Genomic DNA, 21,997 nt, shown 5'->3' with positions numbered 1-21,997 from the left:
TTATCAGCGCGGTTGCAGTAGCACGGGTGCTACAAACAATAACATTTGAATATTACCATATATATTTTATTACGTCAACCGTTTTGATTTTATTTCTGCGAATGCTTTTTCATATTTTCGGAAACGGAAAGCGGAAATATTTTGGATTAGGAGGAATAAAGCAAGTAGAATATAAGGTATTGTTTTAGGTAAACCACTAGATAAAAGAAGAATGGCAGCAGAAATAAATAAAATAGAATGCACCAGAAAAATTGCGCGTGTGCGATAAACGGAACCATCTGTCTCGAGTAAAGCACAAATCGCCTGTCCACCATCGAGCGGTAAAATCGGCAGTAAGTTCAAGGCAAGTAACGCAACTTGAATACGAATAACTTGGTCATCACCTGGGAACGGAATCCACAGCGCAAGTACTAATAATAATGCTGTTGCTAGTGGGCCCCCAAGCGCGACAATCAACCGGTCTTTTTTAGGTGCCATATGGCGATTACTAATAACAAGTTCCCCGCCATATGGCATGATTATACACGACCGAACGCGCATCCCTGTAAGATACGCTGCAAGTAGGTGACCCGCTTCATGGAACAGCAATGATACAAAAATAAGCGCATACACCGATATGTCACCTGTTACAATTAGAAATAAGAAAAATGGTAGAAGTACAGGATGAAGCCTAAACTTCATTCATCCACTTCCAGTGGAGTGTCACCCGAAAGATAAGTCGGCAGGAGGGTTACATCCAATGTCACCCCATCACGTTTGACCATCAAAAAAATAGCTTCGTCTCCCATTAATGCCAGCGTGTCCCCTTTTTTTACGGCTGTATAAGGCAGTTTAGTAAACTTACCCACAAAACCGTACGTCACTTCATCTCCATCATCATACAACACCGTAATGGTCTTAGCTGATTCACGCGTAAAGCCCGTGAAAACGACAAGCCCACTGCTCTGTGCTTCAATCGGCATTGGATTTGTATAAGAGACAAGCACACCCCCTTTATAGGGCTGCATCGATTCATACACCGAAAAAGGGTCAACTATTTCTGGACCCGCCATTACCGCAATTTTTTCTTCCTCTGTATCCTTTATCATGGACGCAACCCACTTCTTCACGGCTACAAAGTCCTGCCCCGACGTAATATACTGCGTGACAGGTTGCCGGATCACCTCGGCCTCCTCCAGCTTTGCCACGCTGATCACCCCAAGCGTCAATACAATCGCCACTAACCACTTTGTCCTCCACTTCACCCCGGCCACACCACCCGTTTTTTTCAGTATATGACCGTAAGTGAAAACAAATGCTTATTATAGGTCTAATCAATGATCAAACAGTTGCCCCTAAATCCACTCTAATCACCAAACTAGCAAACTCCTATCTCAAAGCACAAAAAAACCCGACGCAAAAATGCATCAGGGGTTGGATTATCTTGCAAATATTAATTTAAGTTTGCCGAAAAATCCAGGCTTACCTGTATCCAGCGACATGAGCGGGACCGATTCACCAAGAATGCGGCGCGCGATATTACGGTAGCCAATAGCCGCCGCATTAGACGGATCCATGACGATTGGTTCTCCTTTATTCGAGGAAGAGATAACGCGTTCGTCATCCAATACAATGCCTAGCAAATCAATTGACAAGTGCGTTGTAATATCGTTGACGTCGAGCGCATCACCTGACGACATCAACTGCTGTTTAATACGATTAATAATTAGTTTGGGCGGTTCAATATCTTCCTGTTCGAGTAATCCGATGATACGATCAGCATCCCGGACAGCCGAAATTTCGGGGGTCGTAACGACTATTGCACGATCTGCTCCTGCGATAGCATTTTTAAAGCCTTGTTCGATACCAGCAGGACAATCAATCAGGATATAGTCATAATCCCGTTTTAGTTCGGTGACTAATAGTTTCATCTGCTCTGGATCCACTGCATTTTTATCAGTTGTCTGAGCAGCTGGCAATAAAAAGAGACCTTCTTCAAAACGTTTATCTTTCACAAGAGCCTGTTGCACTTTACAACGCCCTTCAATCACATCCACAAGGTCATAGATGATACGATTTTCAAGCCCAAGAATAACATCAAGATTACGAAGCCCGATGTCAGTATCGATAAGACACACTTTCTTACCTTGAAGGGCCAATGCAGTTCCCAGATTTGCGGATGTCGTTGTCTTACCGACACCACCTTTACCAGATGTTATTACAATTGCTTCTCCCACATTAGCTTCCTCCTTTGAATGATGACAAACCAGGTCGGAGTATCCGAAGTTCCTGAAGACGATTGATAGCGATAGAACCATTCGGATGTAAATAAGCGCATTCCATCTCTGGGTATTCCGACAACACTGTCAATTCATCCGTCATCGTTTCCATTTTGTCCGCAATGATGAGATGTGTTGCTTCGAGCCACGAGGCTGCAATGACCGACTCGACATTGCCATTCGCTCCCGCATGGGCAATTCCTTTTAGGCGCCCTAGAATGAATATGCTACCAGCTGCAACAACTCGACCATTCGGATTGACATCCCCGACAACGACTAAATCTCCATCCGCTTTCACGACCTGTCCTGACCGGACGATGCCTACATAAGTTTCAGATTGATTTTCAAGTATTTTTCGGTTACATTCTTCCATCGTGATGACATCACTTTGAATTTTCGACACACGTAAATGAGGAGAATCTTGAATGGTGTTCATGATTTCCTTTAGTTCTTCTTCATTGCAGTAGCGGCTCCCTGTATGGACTTGCACTTCCGCCAGTCCCTCCAAGCCATTTTCTTCCACTTTCCTACGAAGCTCGGCAATCATATCCGAATAGGCACATTTGTCATCAAGGCGAAGGACAAGTCCATCCTTTGTCCCTTTGATCGTTACATTTTGCTGTTTCGTCATTTGCGTCACCCCGCGTTCTCTTTCTAATCAATTACGACTCGGCGTAATTGCGCTAGCGCAATTCAAAATTGTGGTATCTATCGGAGACTTGGGCTCATGTTACAAAATTTCTCCTTGTCGCTGCAATACCTTTTTGAAAAATAAGCCGAACATTCCAACAAAAACAGAATTAGCAATAAATGTTGGCACAAGCCTTCCGCTTATGAATTCATCTAATCCAATCGATGTCAATGAAACTAGACTCGCAAAAAAGTAGGATAGTAATTCAAGAACTATAATGAGGAATAGCGCCAAGAACATCACCGTAACAATATGACGCTGAACTTGGCGTATGATCAATGCTGCAATAAAACAAATTAACGGAAAAAGAAATGCATATAATCCAATAATATCAATATGGAACATATCATACAAGAGTCCAAGCCCAATTCCATAAATGATTGCACGACGTTGACTACAATAGACTGCTATAAAGATAAGGTACACGATAACAAACCGGGGGACAAGCGTATACCTCATCCCCCCGATATCTATAGGTGAAAAAAGGCTAAAGACAGGTTCCAAGAAAAAGAGCAGGACGGCAAGGAGAGGGATGACGAATCGGATCATGATCCTTCCTCCCCCTCTTTCACTATCGTCCCGTCCGTACCATCACCATCTGTTCCATCCACCTTAACAGACTTTCTTGTTGCAACCATGACATGATCCAACATTGTAAACTCCCCAGCCGGCCGGATATATGCCAACTTCGTCAATCCGTAATCATCCGTCGACACTTCTGTGACTTCACCAATCAGAAGCCCTTTTGGAAATATTCCACCGAGACCAGATGAAATAACTTTCTGACCGACTTCAACAGCAAAACTAGCGTCAATCCGTTTCATGATTAATTCATTTCGTTGTCGGTCATATCCTTCGACAAGCCCGAACACAGGATTTTCCCCAGGTATGGCTGCTGAGACGCGAAAATTACGATTTTCTGTCGACAAAAGTTCGACAGTGGAAGTAAATGGCGTAACGAGAACGACTTTGCCGATTAGACCAGTCGCCGTAATAACTGCCATATTCTTCTCTATCCCGTGCACTTCACCTTTATCAATAATGATTTTCTCTTCCCACTGATCAGGATTTCGGGAAATCACTGTCGCATGAACAGGTTCGTAAGCACGCAAATCGTCTGCCTTACCAATGATTTCAAGTAGTCGTTCATTTTCCGCCTTTATATCCGTCAATTCGGCCTGGTTCGAGGCGTATTCGCTCAGCCTCGATTTCAGTTGTTTATTTTCTTCATATGTATTCAAAATCCCATCAATATTCCCGATAACATCTGTAATATAATGCGCCGGCTTCGAGAATAATGATTGCCCGAAGCCGACGACGTCTTTCACAATTTGTTCTGGAAGTGAGGCATTCTGCCGGTCTTTGAGGGAGAATGAAATTAATGCTACGAGGACAATTACGCCAACAAGCAATAAAATCAATCGTTTATTTGAAAAAAATCGCGGCATTGCCCTAGTCCTCCCTCATTTATCTAGATTGCATTTTTTTAATCAAGTCAAAATTATCAAGTGCCTTACCCGTACCGATAGCCACACAATCGAGTGGATCTTCGGCGATGAACACAGGCATATTTGTTTCATCGGAAATGATTTTATCGAGATTCTTAAGTAATGCGCCGCCGCCTGTTAAGACAATTCCGCGCTCCATGACATCTGCAGATAATTCAGGAGGTGTTGTTTCAAGCGTTTTCTTCACGCCATCAATAATTTGCGTGATAGATTCACGCAACGCTCCAGCGATTTCATCCGACGAGATTTCGATTGTTTTCGGTAAACCTGTCAATAGGTCTCGACCACGAATCTCCATCTTTTCTACCTTGTCCAGGCTCCCAGTCACTTTTGCAGAGCCAATTTCAATTTTGACAGCTTCAGCAGTCCGCTCACCAATCGTCAAATTGTACGTTTTACGAATAAAAGTAATGATCGCGTTATCCATTGTATCGCCACCGACACGAATCGACTCACTTGTTACAATACCTCCAAGGGAGATAACTGCAACTTCTGTTGTTCCGCCACCTATATCGACGACCATACTTCCAGTAGGTTCCCAAACTGGTAGATTTGCTCCGATTGCAGCTGCAAACGGTTCTTCGATTGTAAACGCTTCTTTTGCACCAGCTTGTTTTGATGCATCTGTAACTGCACGTTGTTCAACAGATGTAATGCCGTAAGGAACGCAAATCATCACGTTCGGCTTTTTAAAGTTGCCACCTGCTGCTTTCATTGCTTCTTTCATGTAATGCTCAATCATCGCTGTCGTAATTTCAAAATCAGCAATAACGCCATCTTTCATCGGACGTGTTGCAACGATTGAACCAGGCGTCCGACCAATCATATTTTTCGCAGCGCTACCGACTGCAACAATTTCACCAGTATGTGTATTTTTTGCTACCACTGAGGGTTCTCGAAGGACAATCCCTTTCCCCTTAATGAAAACCAATGTATTTGCTGTGCCGAGGTCAATCCCGACATCTTTTGATCCAAATCCAAACAAGACTGTTCTTCCTTTCTCCATAACCGCTCAATTACGGCCTTCATGAAATCATAAATCCTAGTATAACGGATTGGAGAACAAATTTACAGTGTCAATAGCAATAGTCTTGGGTTAATGTTTTTTCCATCTTTTCCCCCTCAGCAGTGAAGAAGTAGCATATCCACTCCCGATTTACAAATCAACCCATATAACCCTTTTCTTTCAGGCTTATAAATTTGTGATCACCGATGATGATATGGTCAAGGGTTTCAATGCCCATAACCAATCCCGCTTCTATTAAGCGCTTTGTCACTTCGATGTCTTCCGGAGACGGCGAAGGATTGCCGGACGGATGATTATGTGCAACTACAATGGACGCTGCTGACCGTTTCACAGCCTCACGAAAAATCTCCCTTGGGTGTACAATACTCGAATTCAAACTCCCGATAAAAATTGTTTGTTTATGTAGCACTTCGTTTTTAACGTTCAAAAAAAGCACCACAAAATGTTCTTGGCTAAGCGAAGACATGTCCGTCATTAAATAAGAAGCTGCATCTTCGGGTGAACGAATTGTATAGCGTCCATCCGAATGCTTGCGATATAACCGTTTGCCTATCTCTGCCGCAGCCAGAAGCTGAACAGCCTTGGCCTTGCCGACACCTTTGACAGACATCAACTCTTCAATCGTTGCGTCTTTCAAGTCTTGGATCTTATCGAATGAAGAAAGAATCCTGTTGGCAAGTACCAGCACCGATTCCTCTTTGGTGCCTGTTCGCAACAATATAGCTATCAGCTCCTGATTGGATAAACTGCTCGCCCCTTGGTTAATGAGTCTTTCACGTGGCCTATCTGCAATATGTACATCCCGGATCATCATTTTTGGCTGAAGATCAATAGGCAATGTAAGGATCACCATCCTTTAATGCAATCAAAGCCAGCCTCCTCAAATGTTCCGTCAACTTGGCAAGTGGCAATCCCATGACATTATAGTAATCACCGTCAATTTTTTCGACAAGCAATGCCCCAGCCGTTTGAATGCCATATCCACCTGCCTTGTCCATCGAATCGCCAGAATCTACATAGGCATCAATCAATACATCGTCTAGTTCACGAAAAGTGACGGCTGTTTCAACTGAGAAAACACGTAAAATCCCACCCTCGAAAATTCCAACACCTGTTATGACTGTATGTGTTTTACCAGAAAGTTCTTGTAAAAAAGTTTTTGCTTGTTCTTTACTGTTCGGTTTCGAATAAAGTTTACCTTCATGCACAACAATCGTATCGGCTCCAATCACAATATGATTGTCATGTTCCTTTGCAACTGCCGACGTTTTCATAGAGGCCAGTTCCCGTGCATATGCCGCAAAATCATCAGTCGGCACGTCAATATCTTCCGACACAAGACTCGGTATGACCGTTATCGGAAAGTCAAGTAAACTTAAAATCTCCTTCCGTCGCGGTGAAGCCGAAGCTAAGATAACTGGTTTTGCAATTTTGAATTTCATCATAAATTCCCCCTTTGTCCAATCATACTCGAAAAAAGGATTCGTGGGAATTGTGCCAAAATCGCAATAACTAGGATTTGCTTCGTTTCCAGCACTTAAAATGTGAATTTGGCACAGTTTTTTGCGGAAGAGTAATAAGAAAGGAGTTGCAATCGGATGATCCGTAAATCTGATGTAAACGCCGTAATGGCGGTCATATTCTTGTGAAAATCCTTCACTTCCCCCTCTTCTCCACCGCTCTTTTGCTCCGCAATCAATTTTTTAATTTTGTCTATTTCTGTTTCCGCCAACACCTCGCGTAATTTCCCCGCACCAATTGCCCCACAAGCCGATGCATCCACCGAAAAAGCTTTACGATACGTCCCTTCATTGCCGTTCGTTTCAATCTCACTTTCCGTTAATCCAACCGCCGACCAAACAAAATAGTTTTCACCAGCTTGGATCACCGCGGCTTTCGCTAGTGACGAATCTTCAGCAATAAATTGAGCAGCAGATTCCGCTGTTGAAAATACGCCATGCTGTTTCGCAAATAATGGCAATGCGTTTTCAGGTGCCGACGTCGGCGTCTCAGCCGCCGGCGGACCCGTTGTTGGCACTTCCTCACCACTTGCGTTGATATCGCCCTTTCCCTTAGTCACAATCAGGACTAGACCAATGACTACAACCGCCGCGACACCGATAAGAATGCCTTGCAACATCGCCATGAAAACAGTTGCATTTGAATAGCGTTTTCCAAATTTCATTCCAGACCACTCCTTACTTAGTCGCTTACGCGTTACCCTTCATATAACCGTAGCAGAATGGACATGAAAAAGAACAAGACGTATGTCGCCTTGTCCTACAAAATTTATCGACTTAAAAGAATAGATTGCTATACCAAGCGACAAAATTAGCGCCCCAAAAATAAACAATAACGGCCGCCACTGCAATTGACGGTCCAAACGGAATTGGCGTTTTCCTTCCTTTTCCCGCCCGTTTCAATATAATCATTCCCGCAATTGTCCCGATGAGCGCCGCGACAAACAACGTCAACAGCGTAAGCACCGTGCCTAACATAAGTCCAATCACAAAAAATAATTTAATGTCCCCACCGCCCATGCCACCTTTCGACACGACCGCAATGATATACAACACGCTAAAGCCAATGAGCGCCCCTAGCAAGCTATCCCACCACGGTTCCAACGGGATGAACAGCCGGGCACCTAACAACGCAACAGCGAACGGCAGAAGCACCTTGTTGGGGATTAGCATATAAGCTATATCTGAAACCGTAATGATGACAAGTAACGACATAAACAGCAATGCGATGACCAGTTCACCACTAAAACCTAGCATATAAAATGACAATGCAAATAAAACACCCGTCACGAACTCCATAAATGGATAAATCGGGCTAATTTTCAAGCCGCATCCTCGGCACTTCCCCTTCAAGAAGAGATACGAAAAGACCGGAACAAGGTCAAGAACCCCTAGTTTCCGGTCGCAAGTCGTGCAACGAGAGGGCGGCGACACGATGGATTCTTTTTTCGGAACACGCAAACCAACGACATTAAAAAAGGAGCCGAAGACGATTCCATATAGAAAGAACAATACGATAATAACAATGGACATTTAGTTGTTCACATCCTCTGCATAAAACGTTGTCAATTGGACCGTCACAGCTATCCGTTTATCCGGGGTTAATTTTGTCAATTCTTCCTCGCCTGGTGAATTGAATTCCACACGACCTATACGCACAATTCGTTCAATACTTTCCAATTCCTTTAGAAAGTCCATCAAATGTGCTTCATCCAATACCTGCATGACTAACTCCATTGACATCCATTTCAACTCTTTTGGCAATGATTCAATATCAATCGACGTGATTGGGTTCACCTCGTCCACCGCTTCTTCAGTTGCGTCAGCCATCGTCTGATCTATCTCTGGCGTAGTTTCTCCTTCTGATTTCAGGCTATCAGCTTGAGCTACTTCCTCATCATAATTATTAAAATTTATACTCATGATTTTGGAATCACTCATCACTTCCACCTCATGAATCGTTCGTAGTAATTCATCCAATTCGCGCTGGTTAGGCAATTTTTTACGCAACTCAAATTCATCCACATTACCCGAATCCACTACACTTAACACAGCAACATGCTGTTCCAAAGTTGTGATTTCAGTATGCAGTTGTTCAATTGCTTGCACCATTTGCTTTTCTGTTTCAACTTTTGGATATATAAAATAATAATAAATTGCACCCAGTACTAGAAGACCAACTACCCCAATAAGAATGAGCAATACTTTATTATCATTCAACAATTGCCTCATCGCACAGCACCTCCCGAACGCAAATAGGATGGATCAAAGGTAACTGTAAAACGGTTGGTGAAACGCTCCATCACGTCAAATGACTCTGTCGTTCTTTCTTCCTCTTCTAACGCCAGGTCAACCGTTGTTATTTCTTCCACTTTCACATCTGTAAAGTAGGCGCTACCGGTCAATTCGCCTACATAGGTTGCTGTTTCAGGCATCGTTTCGAAATCCAGGACGAACTCGATTTCGCTGTCTATCAATATAAATTCACGTAAATAGACATGGTTACCTCTGTAGCGATTTAATTCTTCTATTAGCGGCGACACAGGATAGGTCCCACTTTCTAGCACTTCAACAACAGTAGTCAAATCCATTTGTTCTGGCTGTTCCAACGCTGTAATGTTGGCTTCAATCGACGTTCTGTCTGCCAATAAAGCTTGTTGATCTACCTGTAATGCATTGACACTTTTCGTTAGTGAAAAGTATTGAAAAGCTAAAAACAGCACGATTAGAATGAAGGCGATCCCTAGTAGCAGTGCCACCCATCGATTGCCCGCAGATTTCCGTTCCATTTGCGGCAGCAGGTTAATTTCAGGAACCAAGGTTAACAGTCTCCTTTCAATGCCAGCCCAATCAGCGCCGCATGTTTAGCTTCAAATGATGGATACTTTTCTTGCATAAACGCATCGTCAATGATGGTCAGCGGTGTATCAATAGCCGTACGCATTTGCTCCGCAATGAAATCCATTTCAGGATGATCACCCATCATAATGATTTTATCGACAGACCTCTCACCTTTATGTAGTGAAAAACGATAGAAATTCAAAATACGTTCAATCTCCAACACTTGATTTGCTAACGACTGATGGTAGTCTTCCAATTGACCGTCAAAAGAAAAGACATTAAGTTCTTTGCCATCCGACTCATAGCGCCAATTTCGTGATGACGTCTCGGTTGGCTGATAGCGGAGAAAATCAACATTTCCTTCGGAATAAATGCTGACTGTCACTGCATTTATCGACCAATCAGCTATTAAATAGGTCTTACCTGAAGTAAACATTGATGCACTATCTAAGAAGCGGATATTAGACAATGGTCGTACATCTAACACTGTTGGATGCAAATGCACGTCGGCGTATAATTGCATCAATTTAAAGACTTCTTCAGAAGGAGCCGCAAAAATAACAGCTGCCCCGTCATCCACTTTCGAGTCATAGACATCTATTAACGGCTCATCAAACGGTAAATGAAGGGTGCGCCCCAATTCCATTTCCACATACCCTTTTAATTTTTCGGACGGAATATCTGTTGGATGTTCAAACGCCCGCATCATAACCGAATGATCCTGCGCAAAAAAACGTACATCATGCTTAGCAATCTGCCAATCTTTCGCTAACTCTTTTAGTAATTCGAAAAAAGCCAATTCATCTTGGATTGTTTCTCCCACAACCAAGCCGAACGGTAGCGGATATTCATACACAGTTGCATTCCCCACATCCCCATCATTCACGATGAAAACACGGACGAGAAAATCATTTAATTCCAGTGATACAACGCGATTCTTCTTTCTTCCAAACATTTGATGGGCTCCTTTCTAACAAATACAGTGAATTCGTTTTTAATACCGAGTAACGAGTAATCATTACTCCGGATTTCAAACGAAAAGAATAGACTACAGCAGCGGGTTAGGGCTGCTGTAGATTAATTTATAGGAATAAATGTTTCAATAATGACAAGTCAATCTTATTTGATTTAATTAAAATTTTATCGTGTTACTGATACCGGTCCAGTCCCACCTGTTTTAGTATTATTTGCAAAATTAATTATTTGTTGTTTCGTTGCGCCCACCGCAGTAAGAGTTATATTACCCTTCTTTGCCGTTGATGAGATTTTTTTACCAGATACCGTGAATTCAAATGCAGTCAGACCACCTTTATCATCTAAGTAAGGATCTCCCGTAGCATTTGTAGCAGTACCATCTATATCATCCAATTTAATAGTAGTTGCAGTCGGATTATCTAATAAATATAATTCGGCCGCACTAATAGCATTAAGGGTATCTGATTTAAGTGCCCCTACCTGTGAGTTCTTAATAATATTTCCAATCGCCGGAATCGCAATCGCTGCAATAATAGCTAGGATAACGACTACAGCCAATAGCTCAATCAACGTTAACCCTTTCTCATTCTTCATCTGTTTCTTAAATTTGTTCAACATCTCAATTCCTCCATTTTGTTTTCTATTGTTGGTGCAACTTGCATTCGTTCCTCCTGACACCTTTCCAGGGTACCAGGTACTCACCCAATTCATGATCCTCGAATTGCGCAAGTACCTAGTACCCTTGCAAACTCTTTTCAACCTAGACTTGCTCATACAAACTAAACATCGGTACCATAATCGCGAGGACAATCGTTCCGACTACTGCCGCTAAAAAAACAATCATCAATGGTTCGATTAAGCCTTTCAGTGTATCAACTGTTCTATCGACATCGTCCTCGTAAAAGTCTGCAATTTTCTCCAACATATAATCCAGTGAGCCCGTCTTCTCGCCAATCATCGTCATTTGTGTGACAAGCGGGGGGAACAGCCAACTTTTCTGTAACGGTGCGGACAATGAGCTTCCTTTTTCCAAACTACTTCTCGATTCCAACACCACTTGTCCCATGACAGGATTACCAATGACTTTTTCAACAATCGACAACGCTTGTAAAATAGGAACCGAACTACTAAATAGCGATGACAGCGTACGCGACATACGGGCAATAGCCGCTTTTTGCAATAACTTTCCGAAAATCGGCATGCGCAATAATGTATAATGCACTCGATAATGGAAGGACTTATGCTGCTTAAATAAATAGTTGAAGCCGATGACTAACCCAACAACAACGATGAGCAGTAGCCACCAAAATGCTTTGAGTAAATCACTAATCTTCATCACAAATACGGTAATCCCCGGCAATTCGGCATCAAAATCAGCGAACATCGCGGTAAACGTCGGTACAATCGTCAACATTAGGAAAACCACCACAATAATCGTCATCATGAACAGCACAAGCGGGTACATCATCGTCGATTGAATTTTCTTTTTCAAATTATGTTGCTTCTCGTAATAGCTAGCGAGTCGTTCCAATGTCTCATCCAAATTGCCCGTCGCTTCACCTGCACGGATCATATTGACAAACATAGGCGGAAATACTGTACTATTTTTGGCAGCCGCACTAGAAAAGGTCATCCCCGTTCGGACATCTTCTTCGACAGCAAATAATGCTTTCTTCAGCAACTTACTCCCTGTTTGCTCCGCGAGTATGTTGGTCGATTCCACTAAAGAAACACCTGCACGAATCAGCGTGGCAAATTGTCTACAATACACAACGAAATCCTCGTTTTTCACTTTTCCACCTATCGACAGCTCTTTATGGAAAATGCTATTGGATTCCGCTATCTCCCGTGGATTAATGCCTTGTTTACGCAACTTAACAACAGCAGCCACTTGCGTTTCAGCGTCAATCGTTCCTTTTTTCATCGTACCCGCAGCGGTCCGACCACTGTATTTATAAACCGTCATAAGACATCACCCTCATTCAAAAAAGGTTTGGCATCGTCATAACGCAGCGCTCCACTGGCTATCAAATGTTGAATGGACGTTTCTAACGTGTGCATACCCAATTTACGGCTCGTTTGCATGACATTCTGAATCTGATGGACCTTCTCCGAGCGTATTAAGTTCGCAATAGAAGCTGTGTGGACTAGAATTTCCGTTGCCGCCACACGGCCACGCCCATCTTTTTTGACGAATAAACGTTGGGATACAACACCCTGTAAAACACTCGCCAATTGAAACCGAATTTGACTTTGCTTATGCGGTGGAAAGACGTCAATTATTCGATCAATCGTTGCCGCAGCACTGCTTGTATGTAAAGTCGCCAACACGAGATGACCTGTTTCGGCTGCTGTAATCGCTGTTGAAATGGTCTCCAAATCGCGCATCTCTCCGACAAGGATCATGTCAGGGTCTTGTCGCAACGCCGCCCGCAGTCCATCTGCGAAACTTTGTGTATCGATGCCGATTTCCCGTTGATTGACCATGGATTTTTTATGTAGATGCACATACTCAATTGGGTCTTCTAGCGTAATAATATGTTTGGCATAGTTGTCATTGATGTAGTCAATCATTGCCGCAAGCGTCGTTGATTTCCCAGAACCTGTCGGGCCTGTCACTAAAATAAGTCCTTGCGGTTTTTTAACCAGATCTTTTAAGACACTCGGCATCACTAATTGCTCGATGGTCGGTATTTCAGATGAAATCAAACGAGCTGCCATCGCCACTTGGCCACGCTGATGATAGACATTGACACGAAATCGACATAACCCTTCCAATGTATAGTTAAAATCAACGTCCCCTTTAGACTCGAAATCTTGTTGTTTATGAATAGGAAGAATATGCTCGACCATCTGTTGCAATTCGGTCGATGTATAGGCACGGTCCCCAAGTTGGCGCAATTGCCCATCGATCCGAAAAACGGCTGGAATCCCGAATGACAGATGCAAATCAGATGCTTGTTCTTCATAAGCTTTTGTGAACAGTTGTACAATGATATTCGACATTCCATCACATCCTAATCAGATGTTGCTACACGTAGCACTTCGTCCGTTGTTGTCAGTCCTTCGACAACTTTTTGCAGTCCGTCCTCTAGTAACGTTTTAAAGCCTTGACTTCTAGCGTATTCACGCATTTCCGTCGGACTACCCTGCCCCATCATTTGCGCCTTGATCGTATCATCGATGGCCAGTATTTCATGGATCGCTAAGCGACCGCGATAACCGGTTTGATTGCACGATGGGCACCCTTCTCCAAAAGTAATGGCTGGGATGGTCAATCCATATTGCGTGAACAACTTCAGTTCATGGGCATGTGGTTCACGTGTATCTGAACAATCTCTACAAATACGGCGTACAAGTCGCTGCGCCATGACACCAATTAGTGACGAAGACAGCAAATACGGTTCCACGCCCATATCGGTCAACCTTGAAATCGAGTCAATCGCATTATTGGTGTGCAATGTACTAAGCACAAGATGTCCGGTCAGCGAAGAACGAATGGCGATTTGTGCCGTTTCCATATCCCGTATTTCCCCGACCATGATAATATCCGGGTCTTGCCGAAGAATGGATCGTAAACCCGCTGCGAACGTCAAGCCAACTTCATCGCGCACTTGAATTTGATTGACACCTTGCAACTGATATTCAACGGGATCCTCAACTGTAATAATATTCACTTCTTCATTATTTAAGTGATTTAGACCCGCATAAAGCGTCGAAGATTTCCCCGATCCCGTCGGACCCGTTATTAAAATAATGCCATTCGGTCTGTCTAGCATAGATTGAAATAATTGAAGATTGTTTGAAGTAAATCCGAGCCCATCCAAGTCATTTAACGCCCTACTTAAATCTAGAATCCGCATGACGATTTTCTCTCCGTAAATGGTCGGCAATGTCGACAGTCGAATATCGATCGGTCTAAAGTTCACAATGGATTTGATGCGTCCATCCTGCGGGATACGGTTTTCCGTAATGTTCAGATTCCCCATAATCTTTACACGCGCAATGATTATATTTTGCATGTTTTTCGGCAATGAGCGTTCTTCTCGTAACACACCATCCACACGATAACGTATCTTCAGCTCCGATTCCTGCGGATCAAAGTGAACATCACTTGCGCGTTGAGCAACACCATTCGCAATGACTTGGTTGACTAACCGAACAATGGGTGAGTCATCATCGGTTATTTGATTTTCAGTTTCCAAATCCGTTTGGATGATGTCATCAAGCGCGTCATCCATCGATTCTTGTAAATCATAATACTTCGTAATCGTTCGGTAGATATCGTCTTTGGCGGCGATACTCGTCTCAATTTGGTAGCCCGTCGTCATTCGCAATTCTTCAATCGCAAAATAATCCATCGGGTCTGCCATCGCCACCAATAACTTATTTCGATCTTTTCGTACAGGCATCAAATGTGCACGTTTCGCCAATTCCTTTGGCACAAGTTGAGTCAGTTCTGATTCGATGGAATATTGGCCCAGATGAAGGTGTGGAATACCCAATTGCAGTTCAAGCACTTCAATTAGCTGCTGCTCGGTAATTTCTTGAAGCCTAATTAAGTAATCTCCAAGCTTTTCCTCACGACTTTTCTGCGCTAATGCTTTATCCAGCTGCTCCTGACTGATGACACCCGCTTCCATCAATAAATCCCCGAGTCTTTTCCGCGTTTTCATTCTGACCACAGGCCCACCCCATTCCTTAATTATTCTGAGTCAGACGTTATCAAATTTCCGCCCTTATCATACGTACCAACTTCAGGAATCAAAGCATCTTTCTCAATCAGCACTGATTCGTCATCTTCAATCTGCTCACCATCTGTTACTTGGGTAGTTTGGTTTCCTGTTGATGTCTCTTCACTTTGTAATGTCGTCGGATCCGGCGTAATCACGGACACAGATGGTGACAATGAGGACACAAGAATCACCGTATCTTTAGCAGGATAAAAATCACGGCTGATCACCACTTCTTTTTCATTTGCGCCATCGGTAATCCTTTTCTCTACTTGGACACGCAAACCATTCTTACCCTCTTCAAGTACCCGTTCCTGACCGGCTGCTAATTCGGGAGTACGCCGATAAATCGTTCTTGGCTTGATGATTTCTGTCGTTGACACATCGTAGCCAACCTTCGCATTCGACTTGAAAGAATACAGTTCAATGACTAATTGCCCATCCTTCACAAAAGCATAAATTTGAACGGGACGATTGGTGTGATTGACAAATGCGAAATCTCGTTTTCTCGCCGCATCCACCTCCACTTCAATTCCGGCAACCAAATAAGTCGGAACGCTATGTTGTGAATGTCTTTCCAGGATGTCCATTTCTGATTTCAGCACTGCACTATACAGTGTGGATGCGATAAAGTTCGCCGTCTCTTTGCTATAGAAGCCATCTACCTCACTCAATTTACCTAGGAATGACAGTGATTCCCCATCTAAAAGTGTCGTTTCATCTAGAGTACGAACGATTTGCGTAAGACCTGTAACATTAACGGCAACTTCTTGTGTTTCAAAAGCTATTCGACTAAGTAGGTCTTTGGACAAAGCTACTTCCCGTGCTTTGACAGGCCCTTGTTGCAAGGTGCCGGCGTGAGCAATTATCGCTTCAATGGTTTCATCAATGAAAAACAGCGGGGCTTCTTTAAGCAATTCAACTATTTTTTCATCCACTGATACTTCAAGTGGTAATTGGATTTTTTTATTGTTACCTAAAAAGTTATACCAAGGTGTAGACGAGGTACTTATGTAATGATTGACTGTTTTCTTTATGTCGAATTTTATGTAATTACTCGGGATGACAATCTTTGCAGTAGATCCTTGTACAACAATGTCATCCTCTTTCCATTTCGTCACTTCGGCAGCCAATAGCGCTTCGATTTCAGAACGCTTTTTCCCATCTATATTAATTTCTGCAATCATTCCGTTTTGCACCCTATCTTTAGCTGACACGATTGAAGGTGGAACAATTACTTGATACAGAAGAAGAACGATTAAAACAGCACATGTAGCAATCGGCAAATAGTATTTCATCGTCAAATTTACTCCTTTCGCACTTCTCTATCCGAACATTTCCCTCTCAAATCGACTAACACTCTAAAAGTCCTGTGTGTTCCACCTGTTAGTTTAGTATTATACCCACTTCGTAGGGATAAGCAACTATATTTTAAATAATTATTATTCTATTTCCCTACACGAATTCTCTAAAATGGTTATTTGTACCCAAACAAAAACCAGCAAGCCATTGTGTTTTAATTCCTAACATCAAAGCGCAGTCAACACATCAGTCCATAGGGCCTACCTTTGTATTTTACGGAAATAAAAAAAAGACTGGTTTCCCAGTCTCCCTTAAACAGTCACAATTTCTTTTTTTGCAAATACACCCACACGATTCCTGCCCGCCTGCTTACCACCGACATATAGCGCCCTATCCGCATTGCGTAACAACAGCTTGGCATCGTCCGCATCTTCTGGAACCGTTGCAACGCCAATACTAACCGTCATTTGAACGTCAATCGGACTTCGATCTTCCAACAAATCCGGGATGATACGGAACGTAGTCGCCGCCACTTCTGCCCTGATGTCCTCCGCCAACTCGATGATTTCATCTTTCCCCCTATTCGGAAGAATAAAGACAAACTCTTCACCGCCATACCTTGCCAGCGTGACGTCTGGATCTACATATGTCATCAAAATTGTCGACAGTTCACATAACAAGTCATTGCCACTTTGATGTCCGTATGTATCGTTCATCCACTTAAAATGATCGATGTCCAGGATAATGGCTGAAAGCGAATGAATGTCACCTTGATGATAACGAATCATCTCTTCATCTAATTTTGCGTCAAGATAACGAAAGTTATGTAAGTTAGTTAGAGCACATCGTTCACTTTGCTCCACATTCTTTTCATACAAACGAGCTTTTACCAATGAAATAGAAAAATAATTGCTCAAGACGGCAACAATTTTCATGTCAAGCGCTTGAAAAGCATTTTTCCGACTCGAAGTAAGAATAAGAAAACCCTCTGCTCTCAAGTTGCGCTTAATAGGTACAGTCATCACACTTTCAACCGAATACGCAAACTTAAAGTTCTTTAATAGACTTGTTTCTTTTTTCGATTTAAATATCTTCGTGGCATGTAGATCGAGCCCGTTGCCCAAAAATATTCTCGACGTAAATACTAAGTCATTCACACGCCGGGAAACTACACCATTTTCAGAACCCATCAGCATGATAAGATGTTTCCCTTCCCGTAAATCGAGTACATAAGCCTGATCATGCGTAATCACATCACGTAATTTCACAAGAAATGTCCGGATTACATCTTCATAACCAAGCCGATCCGCAAGTTCTCGACCAATTACACTGGCAGATGAAAGGACAGCAGTCAAATTATCTGAGCGATGATACATTCTCAACACATACAAAGTAATTAAGTATGGAACGACAATTAAAACAATAGATTTATTATCATAATAAACATTTAAATAATATAGCGATATGCTAAACGGCAATATAATGAGCGTGATTACATAATCCCAAAGCGCACCTTTGCCCCACAAAGCAGTCGAATTACCTATCCATATAAAATACAGTTTCAGCAAAATACTATTCAACACCATATACGTAACTACATATATCGAACCCAATAGCGCAACCGATGATAAACTTAGCATACCAACCTCACCACCCAACAAGTGGAAAATCAAACCACTCACAATCGATACAATGGTAAACAACGTTGAGTTAACCAGAAATCGATGGGATGTAGGCACCGAACTTTTGCTACTTAAAAGTAGGATAATCATGGCTATTTGCGAGATCACCAATTCAGCGAATATGCCGTATTGAAGGAAGACGACGAACGTAATCCAATGTTCTAACGTAACCGTCATTTTGGGAAGATGTAAAGGCATTACCATGGTGACAAAGATGATCGCGAGATAAAGCATGATGTTTACCCAATCAATTTCCCTTGCAGGCAGATAATTGAAAGCGAAATAGACGGAGGGAGGAACGATGAGTATCCAAGCCACTAATGTAAGTAGTTGTTTTTTTCTTGATATCATTACGTCCTCTCCTTCACTTAACTCATTTCGCATACTTCGCCACGCGATTCCGCCCAGCATGTTTTGCACCAAGATACAATGCCCTGTCTGCATCACGTAATAATGCCATTGCTTCATCCGCATCTTCAGGAGTAGATGCAATTCCCATACTACATGTAATACGAATGATTTGCGGATTTTCATCGTCGAAAAGATCTGGGCTAATCAGAAAATCTTGCCCCGCAATTTCTGTTCGCAACTTTTCAGCAAACGCGTATGCTTCATCTTTTGATTTTCCTGGCAGTATAAAAACAAATTCCTCACCGCCATATCGGCCGACAATGCCATTTTCCGGTAGTGCTGCTTCCAGTTTCCTTGCAAACTGAAAGAGTATGTCATTACCACTTTGATGACCATATGTATCATTCACGTTTTTAAAATAATCAATATCGAGCATAACGACGGACAAATCCTTGTAGTCGTTATTCTTCACTTGCTCCATCAGCAAAGCAAGAATATCTCCAAGATACCTGTAATTATATAGCCCTGTTAAGGCACATCGTTCATTCTTCGTAACAGCCTCCTGTATATAACGGGCTTTTTCCACAGAAACAGTAAAATAAGAGCACAGTAAATCCAACACTTTGAGCTGGTATTCTTCAAAAGCAGATTTCTTATTGGAACCTAAAAGTAAGACCCCTTCAATTTTCTGATTTCTTGTAATCGGAACACAAAGCAAACTTTGTAGTTCATCGGATAGATAATCTTTGGCAACCATTTCCCACTCTTCTCTTGCCGAAAATATAAGTGGCTCATTTTTCTGAAGAACTTCCCTCGCCAAGCCTTGTCCCAAAGCTAATCCAGCGAATTCAATATCGATGAACTGTTTATGCGCGTAAAAACGAATCATTTCTAACCACCCATCCTGATGATCGAAAAGATACGCAATATCTGCATTAAAAATGGCTGACACTTTGCTCGTGAATTGATCAATAATTTCATCTTCTGTCATCTTATCAGAAATTTCATGACCTATATCACCAGCCTCTTGCAGGTACTTATTAATTTTTTCGGACGTATTATAAAGGCGAACAATGAAAGTGATAGAGAAAAACGGAATCGCCAATAGTAAAAACGCACCCGTTCCAACGATTCCAATTAGATAATAGAGCGACAGCGACAATGGCGTAATCACAAGAACAATTGCATAGCCCATCAAGACTTCGTTAGTTATATAGATAGACTTAATCTTCTTGTGACGCGCGTAAAATCTAATTGCGAAATCATTGGCAATTGTATGGACGAGTTGATAAGCTAAAACACTTAAAAACACGAGTCCAAAATTATCCGATTTGATTTCCCCACCGACCATATAAAAAGCGAATGATGCCAAAACAGATAATATAAAAAAGAGCATAGAATTAATGAAAAATCGTGACGACAATGATAGCGTTTTAGAATCTTTAAACAGGATTGCCAGAACAGCAATCTGCATAATAAGGATTTCTATTAGCAATCCATACATTAAAAAGGCCGGGATTGTCAGCCACATCACAAGAAACAAAGGTGATTCGTTTCTTATGACAGGAAAATAGATTGCCAGAAAACTGAGGATCGCAAAAATAGCTACATGGATCCAATCCACCTGCACTGGTGGATAATTTACGCCAAAAAAATACAGACCCGGTGGAACGATAAATAACCACAAAAGGAAGTACATGATAGTGGACCTATTTACACCTTTCACTTTGCGCTCCACCCCTAATTAGACAAGTCAAATGAATCAGAAAAGACAGAAGTTACTTATAACTTATCAAACCATAAAACAACCGGTATAGCAAACTACTTATACTGAACAGAACTCAAAAGTAGGTAGCAAGTCCTGAAACCATATACAAAGAACCAGTTACCACCCTCGCATTATCACCACTACTGACTAGTAGTATATTACTATATTCCTGATTTGTCATCGTTTTATTTTCATGATGACAATATCTCATCAACTGCTCTGCTTTTTCTGCTCTGGGGTGAGGAAATGTCAAAAATGTGAAGGAAGAAGCCACCGGTACGAGTTCATCTAATGTTTTCTCAATGTCTTTCCCTTGTAGCATTCCAATGACAAAATCTACTTTTTCTCCTGGGAACTCCATTTGAATTGTTTTCACCAACTCTTTGGCCGCCGCTGGATTGTGGGCACCATCCACAAATACCCTAGGAGAAACTTCTTGAAAACGGAATGACAATTGAGTCGTCGCAATGGCAGTAGCCACTTCTCCCTCCATAAGACCTATTCCCGCCGCAAGAAGAGCCTCAATTGCCACTGCTGCGTTGACACCTTGATGAGGTCCTTTCATCTTTCTATCTTTCAACTGGAAGGTTTTCACTCCCGTAAATACATCATGCCCATCTATACTAAAATCCTCTCCATAAGCGAATACATGACTATTCTTGTCCTTAGCTACGCGATGCGCGACTGCTAATGCCTCTTCAGGTAAGGAGCCTATAACGACCGGAATTTCATTTTTAATGATGCCTGCTTTATGCTTTGCAATTTCCTCCAAGGTATTCCCAAGAAATGCTGTGTGGTCAAGTGCAATGGATGTAATGACCGACACTGCAGGTATTACAACGTTTGTACTATCCAACTCCCCACCCATCCCCGTTTCAAGGAGCACATAGTCGGGTGCACACTTGTTAAATGACACAAATGCAGCCACCGTTAATAATTCGAAATCGGTTAACAGGCTACTTAAACCTGCTTCTTTCATTAACTTAAACGTGGCATCCAGGTCTTCTTGCGAAATGGGTAGCCCATTGATGCGAATCTGGTCATGAATGTCTAGTAATGCCGGGGACGAAAAAACACCCGTTGAAAAACCATGTTGGCGTAGAATACCTTCCATAAATGCGATTGTCGATCCTTTCCCATTGGTTCCCGCCACATGAATAATCGTCAAATCTTTTTCCGGATTCCCTAACTTAGCAAGCGCTTGTTGCACGGCTTCTAATCCTGGTTTTATGGCATCATCACTAGTAATTGCCCATCGTTTTTTATATTCATCCATTTTTGGAATCAAAATTATCCCTCCGTATGATAGAATCTACATAGAAAAAGTATATCATGGCTGGA

Annotated in this window: 22 protein-coding genes and 1 other annotated feature (1 of these 23 only partly in view); all 22 genes read right to left on the bottom strand. The window is 42.3% G+C overall.

What is annotated here, in order from left to right:
• Positions 1 to 24, bottom strand: a sequence feature (ribosomal protein L21 leader region); it reaches 50 nt to the left of the window's first position.
• Between the two features lie 45 nt (positions 25 to 69).
• Positions 70 to 681: a M50 family metallopeptidase gene (locus tag ACIQ0H_RS04090; protein WP_403411292.1), complete on the bottom strand. Its 612-nt coding sequence runs from the start codon at positions 679 to 681 to the stop codon at positions 70 to 72.
• Positions 678 to 1,244: a hypothetical protein gene (locus ACIQ0H_RS04085; RefSeq protein WP_403411289.1), complete on the bottom strand. Its 567-nt coding sequence runs from the start codon at positions 1,242 to 1,244 to the stop codon at positions 678 to 680. Before ACIQ0H_RS04085 ends, ACIQ0H_RS04090 begins: the two co-directional genes overlap by 4 nt.
• A gap of 174 nt (positions 1,245 to 1,418) precedes the next feature.
• The gene (minD, locus tag ACIQ0H_RS04080) at positions 1,419 to 2,216 is read right to left on the bottom strand and encodes a septum site-determining protein MinD (RefSeq protein WP_403411286.1); all 798 of its coding nucleotides are present in this window, start codon (positions 2,214 to 2,216) and stop codon (positions 1,419 to 1,421) included.
• A 1-nt stretch (position 2,217) separates the two neighbouring features.
• Positions 2,218 to 2,889, bottom strand: coding sequence for a septum site-determining protein MinC (gene minC / locus ACIQ0H_RS04075; RefSeq protein WP_403411283.1), 672 nt, complete (start codon positions 2,887 to 2,889; stop codon positions 2,218 to 2,220).
• Between the two features lie 99 nt (positions 2,890 to 2,988).
• Positions 2,989 to 3,498, bottom strand: a complete 510-nt coding sequence (gene mreD / locus ACIQ0H_RS04070) for a rod shape-determining protein MreD (RefSeq protein WP_403411280.1) — start codon at positions 3,496 to 3,498, stop codon at positions 2,989 to 2,991.
• Positions 3,495 to 4,397 (bottom strand): rod shape-determining protein MreC, encoded by a 903-nt coding sequence (mreC, locus tag ACIQ0H_RS04065; RefSeq protein WP_403411277.1) that lies wholly within the window; start codon positions 4,395 to 4,397, stop codon positions 3,495 to 3,497. The genes mreD and mreC overlap by 4 nt, the downstream gene beginning before the upstream one ends.
• A gap of 19 nt (positions 4,398 to 4,416) precedes the next feature.
• Positions 4,417 to 5,442 carry a rod shape-determining protein gene (locus ACIQ0H_RS04060; protein WP_403411274.1) on the bottom strand — a complete coding sequence of 342 codons (1,026 nt, stop codon included), beginning with the start codon at positions 5,440 to 5,442 and terminating at the stop codon, positions 4,417 to 4,419.
• A gap of 178 nt (positions 5,443 to 5,620) precedes the next feature.
• Positions 5,621 to 6,337, bottom strand: a complete 717-nt coding sequence (gene radC, locus ACIQ0H_RS04055) for a RadC family protein (protein WP_403411271.1) — start codon at positions 6,335 to 6,337, stop codon at positions 5,621 to 5,623.
• Complete coding sequence (locus ACIQ0H_RS04050; RefSeq protein ID WP_403411268.1) at positions 6,312 to 6,926, bottom strand: Maf family protein; 615 nt, start codon at positions 6,924 to 6,926, stop codon at positions 6,312 to 6,314. The genes radC and ACIQ0H_RS04050 overlap by 26 nt, the downstream gene beginning before the upstream one ends.
• A 95-nt stretch (positions 6,927 to 7,021) precedes the next feature.
• On the bottom strand, positions 7,022 to 7,669 hold the full coding sequence (locus tag ACIQ0H_RS04045; RefSeq protein WP_403411265.1) for a hypothetical protein: 648 nt from the start codon (positions 7,667 to 7,669) through the stop codon (positions 7,022 to 7,024).
• 112 nt (positions 7,670 to 7,781) lie between these two features.
• Complete coding sequence (locus tag ACIQ0H_RS04040) at positions 7,782 to 8,537, bottom strand: prepilin peptidase (RefSeq protein WP_403411262.1); 756 nt, start codon at positions 8,535 to 8,537, stop codon at positions 7,782 to 7,784.
• Complete coding sequence (locus ACIQ0H_RS04035) at positions 8,538 to 9,236, bottom strand: hypothetical protein (protein ID WP_403411261.1); 699 nt, start codon at positions 9,234 to 9,236, stop codon at positions 8,538 to 8,540. It abuts the gene before it with no gap.
• A complete protein-coding gene (locus tag ACIQ0H_RS04030; RefSeq protein ID WP_403411258.1) occupies positions 9,233 to 9,823 on the bottom strand; it encodes a PilN domain-containing protein in 591 nt (196 codons plus the stop codon). Before ACIQ0H_RS04030 ends, ACIQ0H_RS04035 begins: the two co-directional genes overlap by 4 nt.
• Positions 9,824 to 9,825: 2 nt before the next feature.
• Positions 9,826 to 10,800, bottom strand: coding sequence for a type IV pilus biogenesis protein PilM (gene pilM / locus ACIQ0H_RS04025; protein ID WP_403411255.1), 975 nt, complete (start codon positions 10,798 to 10,800; stop codon positions 9,826 to 9,828).
• 185 nt (positions 10,801 to 10,985) lie between these two features.
• A complete protein-coding gene (locus ACIQ0H_RS04020) occupies positions 10,986 to 11,438 on the bottom strand; it encodes a prepilin-type N-terminal cleavage/methylation domain-containing protein (protein WP_403411252.1) in 453 nt (150 codons plus the stop codon).
• 142 nt (positions 11,439 to 11,580) lie between these two features.
• Positions 11,581 to 12,786, bottom strand: a complete 1,206-nt coding sequence (locus tag ACIQ0H_RS04015; RefSeq protein WP_403411249.1) for a type II secretion system F family protein — start codon at positions 12,784 to 12,786, stop codon at positions 11,581 to 11,583.
• Entirely contained in the window at positions 12,783 to 13,826 is a 1,044-nt protein-coding gene (locus ACIQ0H_RS04010; protein ID WP_403411246.1) for a type IV pilus twitching motility protein PilT, read from the bottom strand. Before ACIQ0H_RS04010 ends, ACIQ0H_RS04015 begins: the two co-directional genes overlap by 4 nt.
• Before the next feature lie 11 nt (positions 13,827 to 13,837).
• On the bottom strand, positions 13,838 to 15,496 hold the full coding sequence (locus ACIQ0H_RS04005) for a GspE/PulE family protein (protein ID WP_403412357.1): 1,659 nt from the start codon (positions 15,494 to 15,496) through the stop codon (positions 13,838 to 13,840).
• A gap of 29 nt (positions 15,497 to 15,525) precedes the next feature.
• Positions 15,526 to 16,851 carry a VanW family protein gene (locus ACIQ0H_RS04000; RefSeq protein WP_403411243.1) on the bottom strand — a complete coding sequence of 442 codons (1,326 nt, stop codon included), beginning with the start codon at positions 16,849 to 16,851 and terminating at the stop codon, positions 15,526 to 15,528.
• Between the two features lie 315 nt (positions 16,852 to 17,166).
• Complete coding sequence (locus tag ACIQ0H_RS03995; protein WP_403411240.1) at positions 17,167 to 18,888, bottom strand: GGDEF domain-containing protein; 1,722 nt, start codon at positions 18,886 to 18,888, stop codon at positions 17,167 to 17,169.
• 22 nt (positions 18,889 to 18,910) lie between these two features.
• On the bottom strand, positions 18,911 to 20,614 hold the full coding sequence (locus ACIQ0H_RS03990) for a sensor domain-containing diguanylate cyclase (protein ID WP_403411237.1): 1,704 nt from the start codon (positions 20,612 to 20,614) through the stop codon (positions 18,911 to 18,913).
• 115 nt (positions 20,615 to 20,729) lie between these two features.
• Positions 20,730 to 21,944, bottom strand: a complete 1,215-nt coding sequence (locus ACIQ0H_RS03985) for a bifunctional folylpolyglutamate synthase/dihydrofolate synthase (protein WP_403411234.1) — start codon at positions 21,942 to 21,944, stop codon at positions 20,730 to 20,732.
• Positions 21,945 to 21,997: the final 53 nt, after the last annotated feature.

The sequence above is a fragment of the Sporosarcina sp. NPDC096371 genome (genome assembly GCF_044762865.1).
Lineage (GTDB): Bacteria > Bacillota > Bacilli > Bacillales_A > Planococcaceae > Sporosarcina.
The sequence above is the reverse complement of the archived record's forward strand: the minus strand, read 5'-3'. Positions and strand labels throughout refer to the sequence as shown.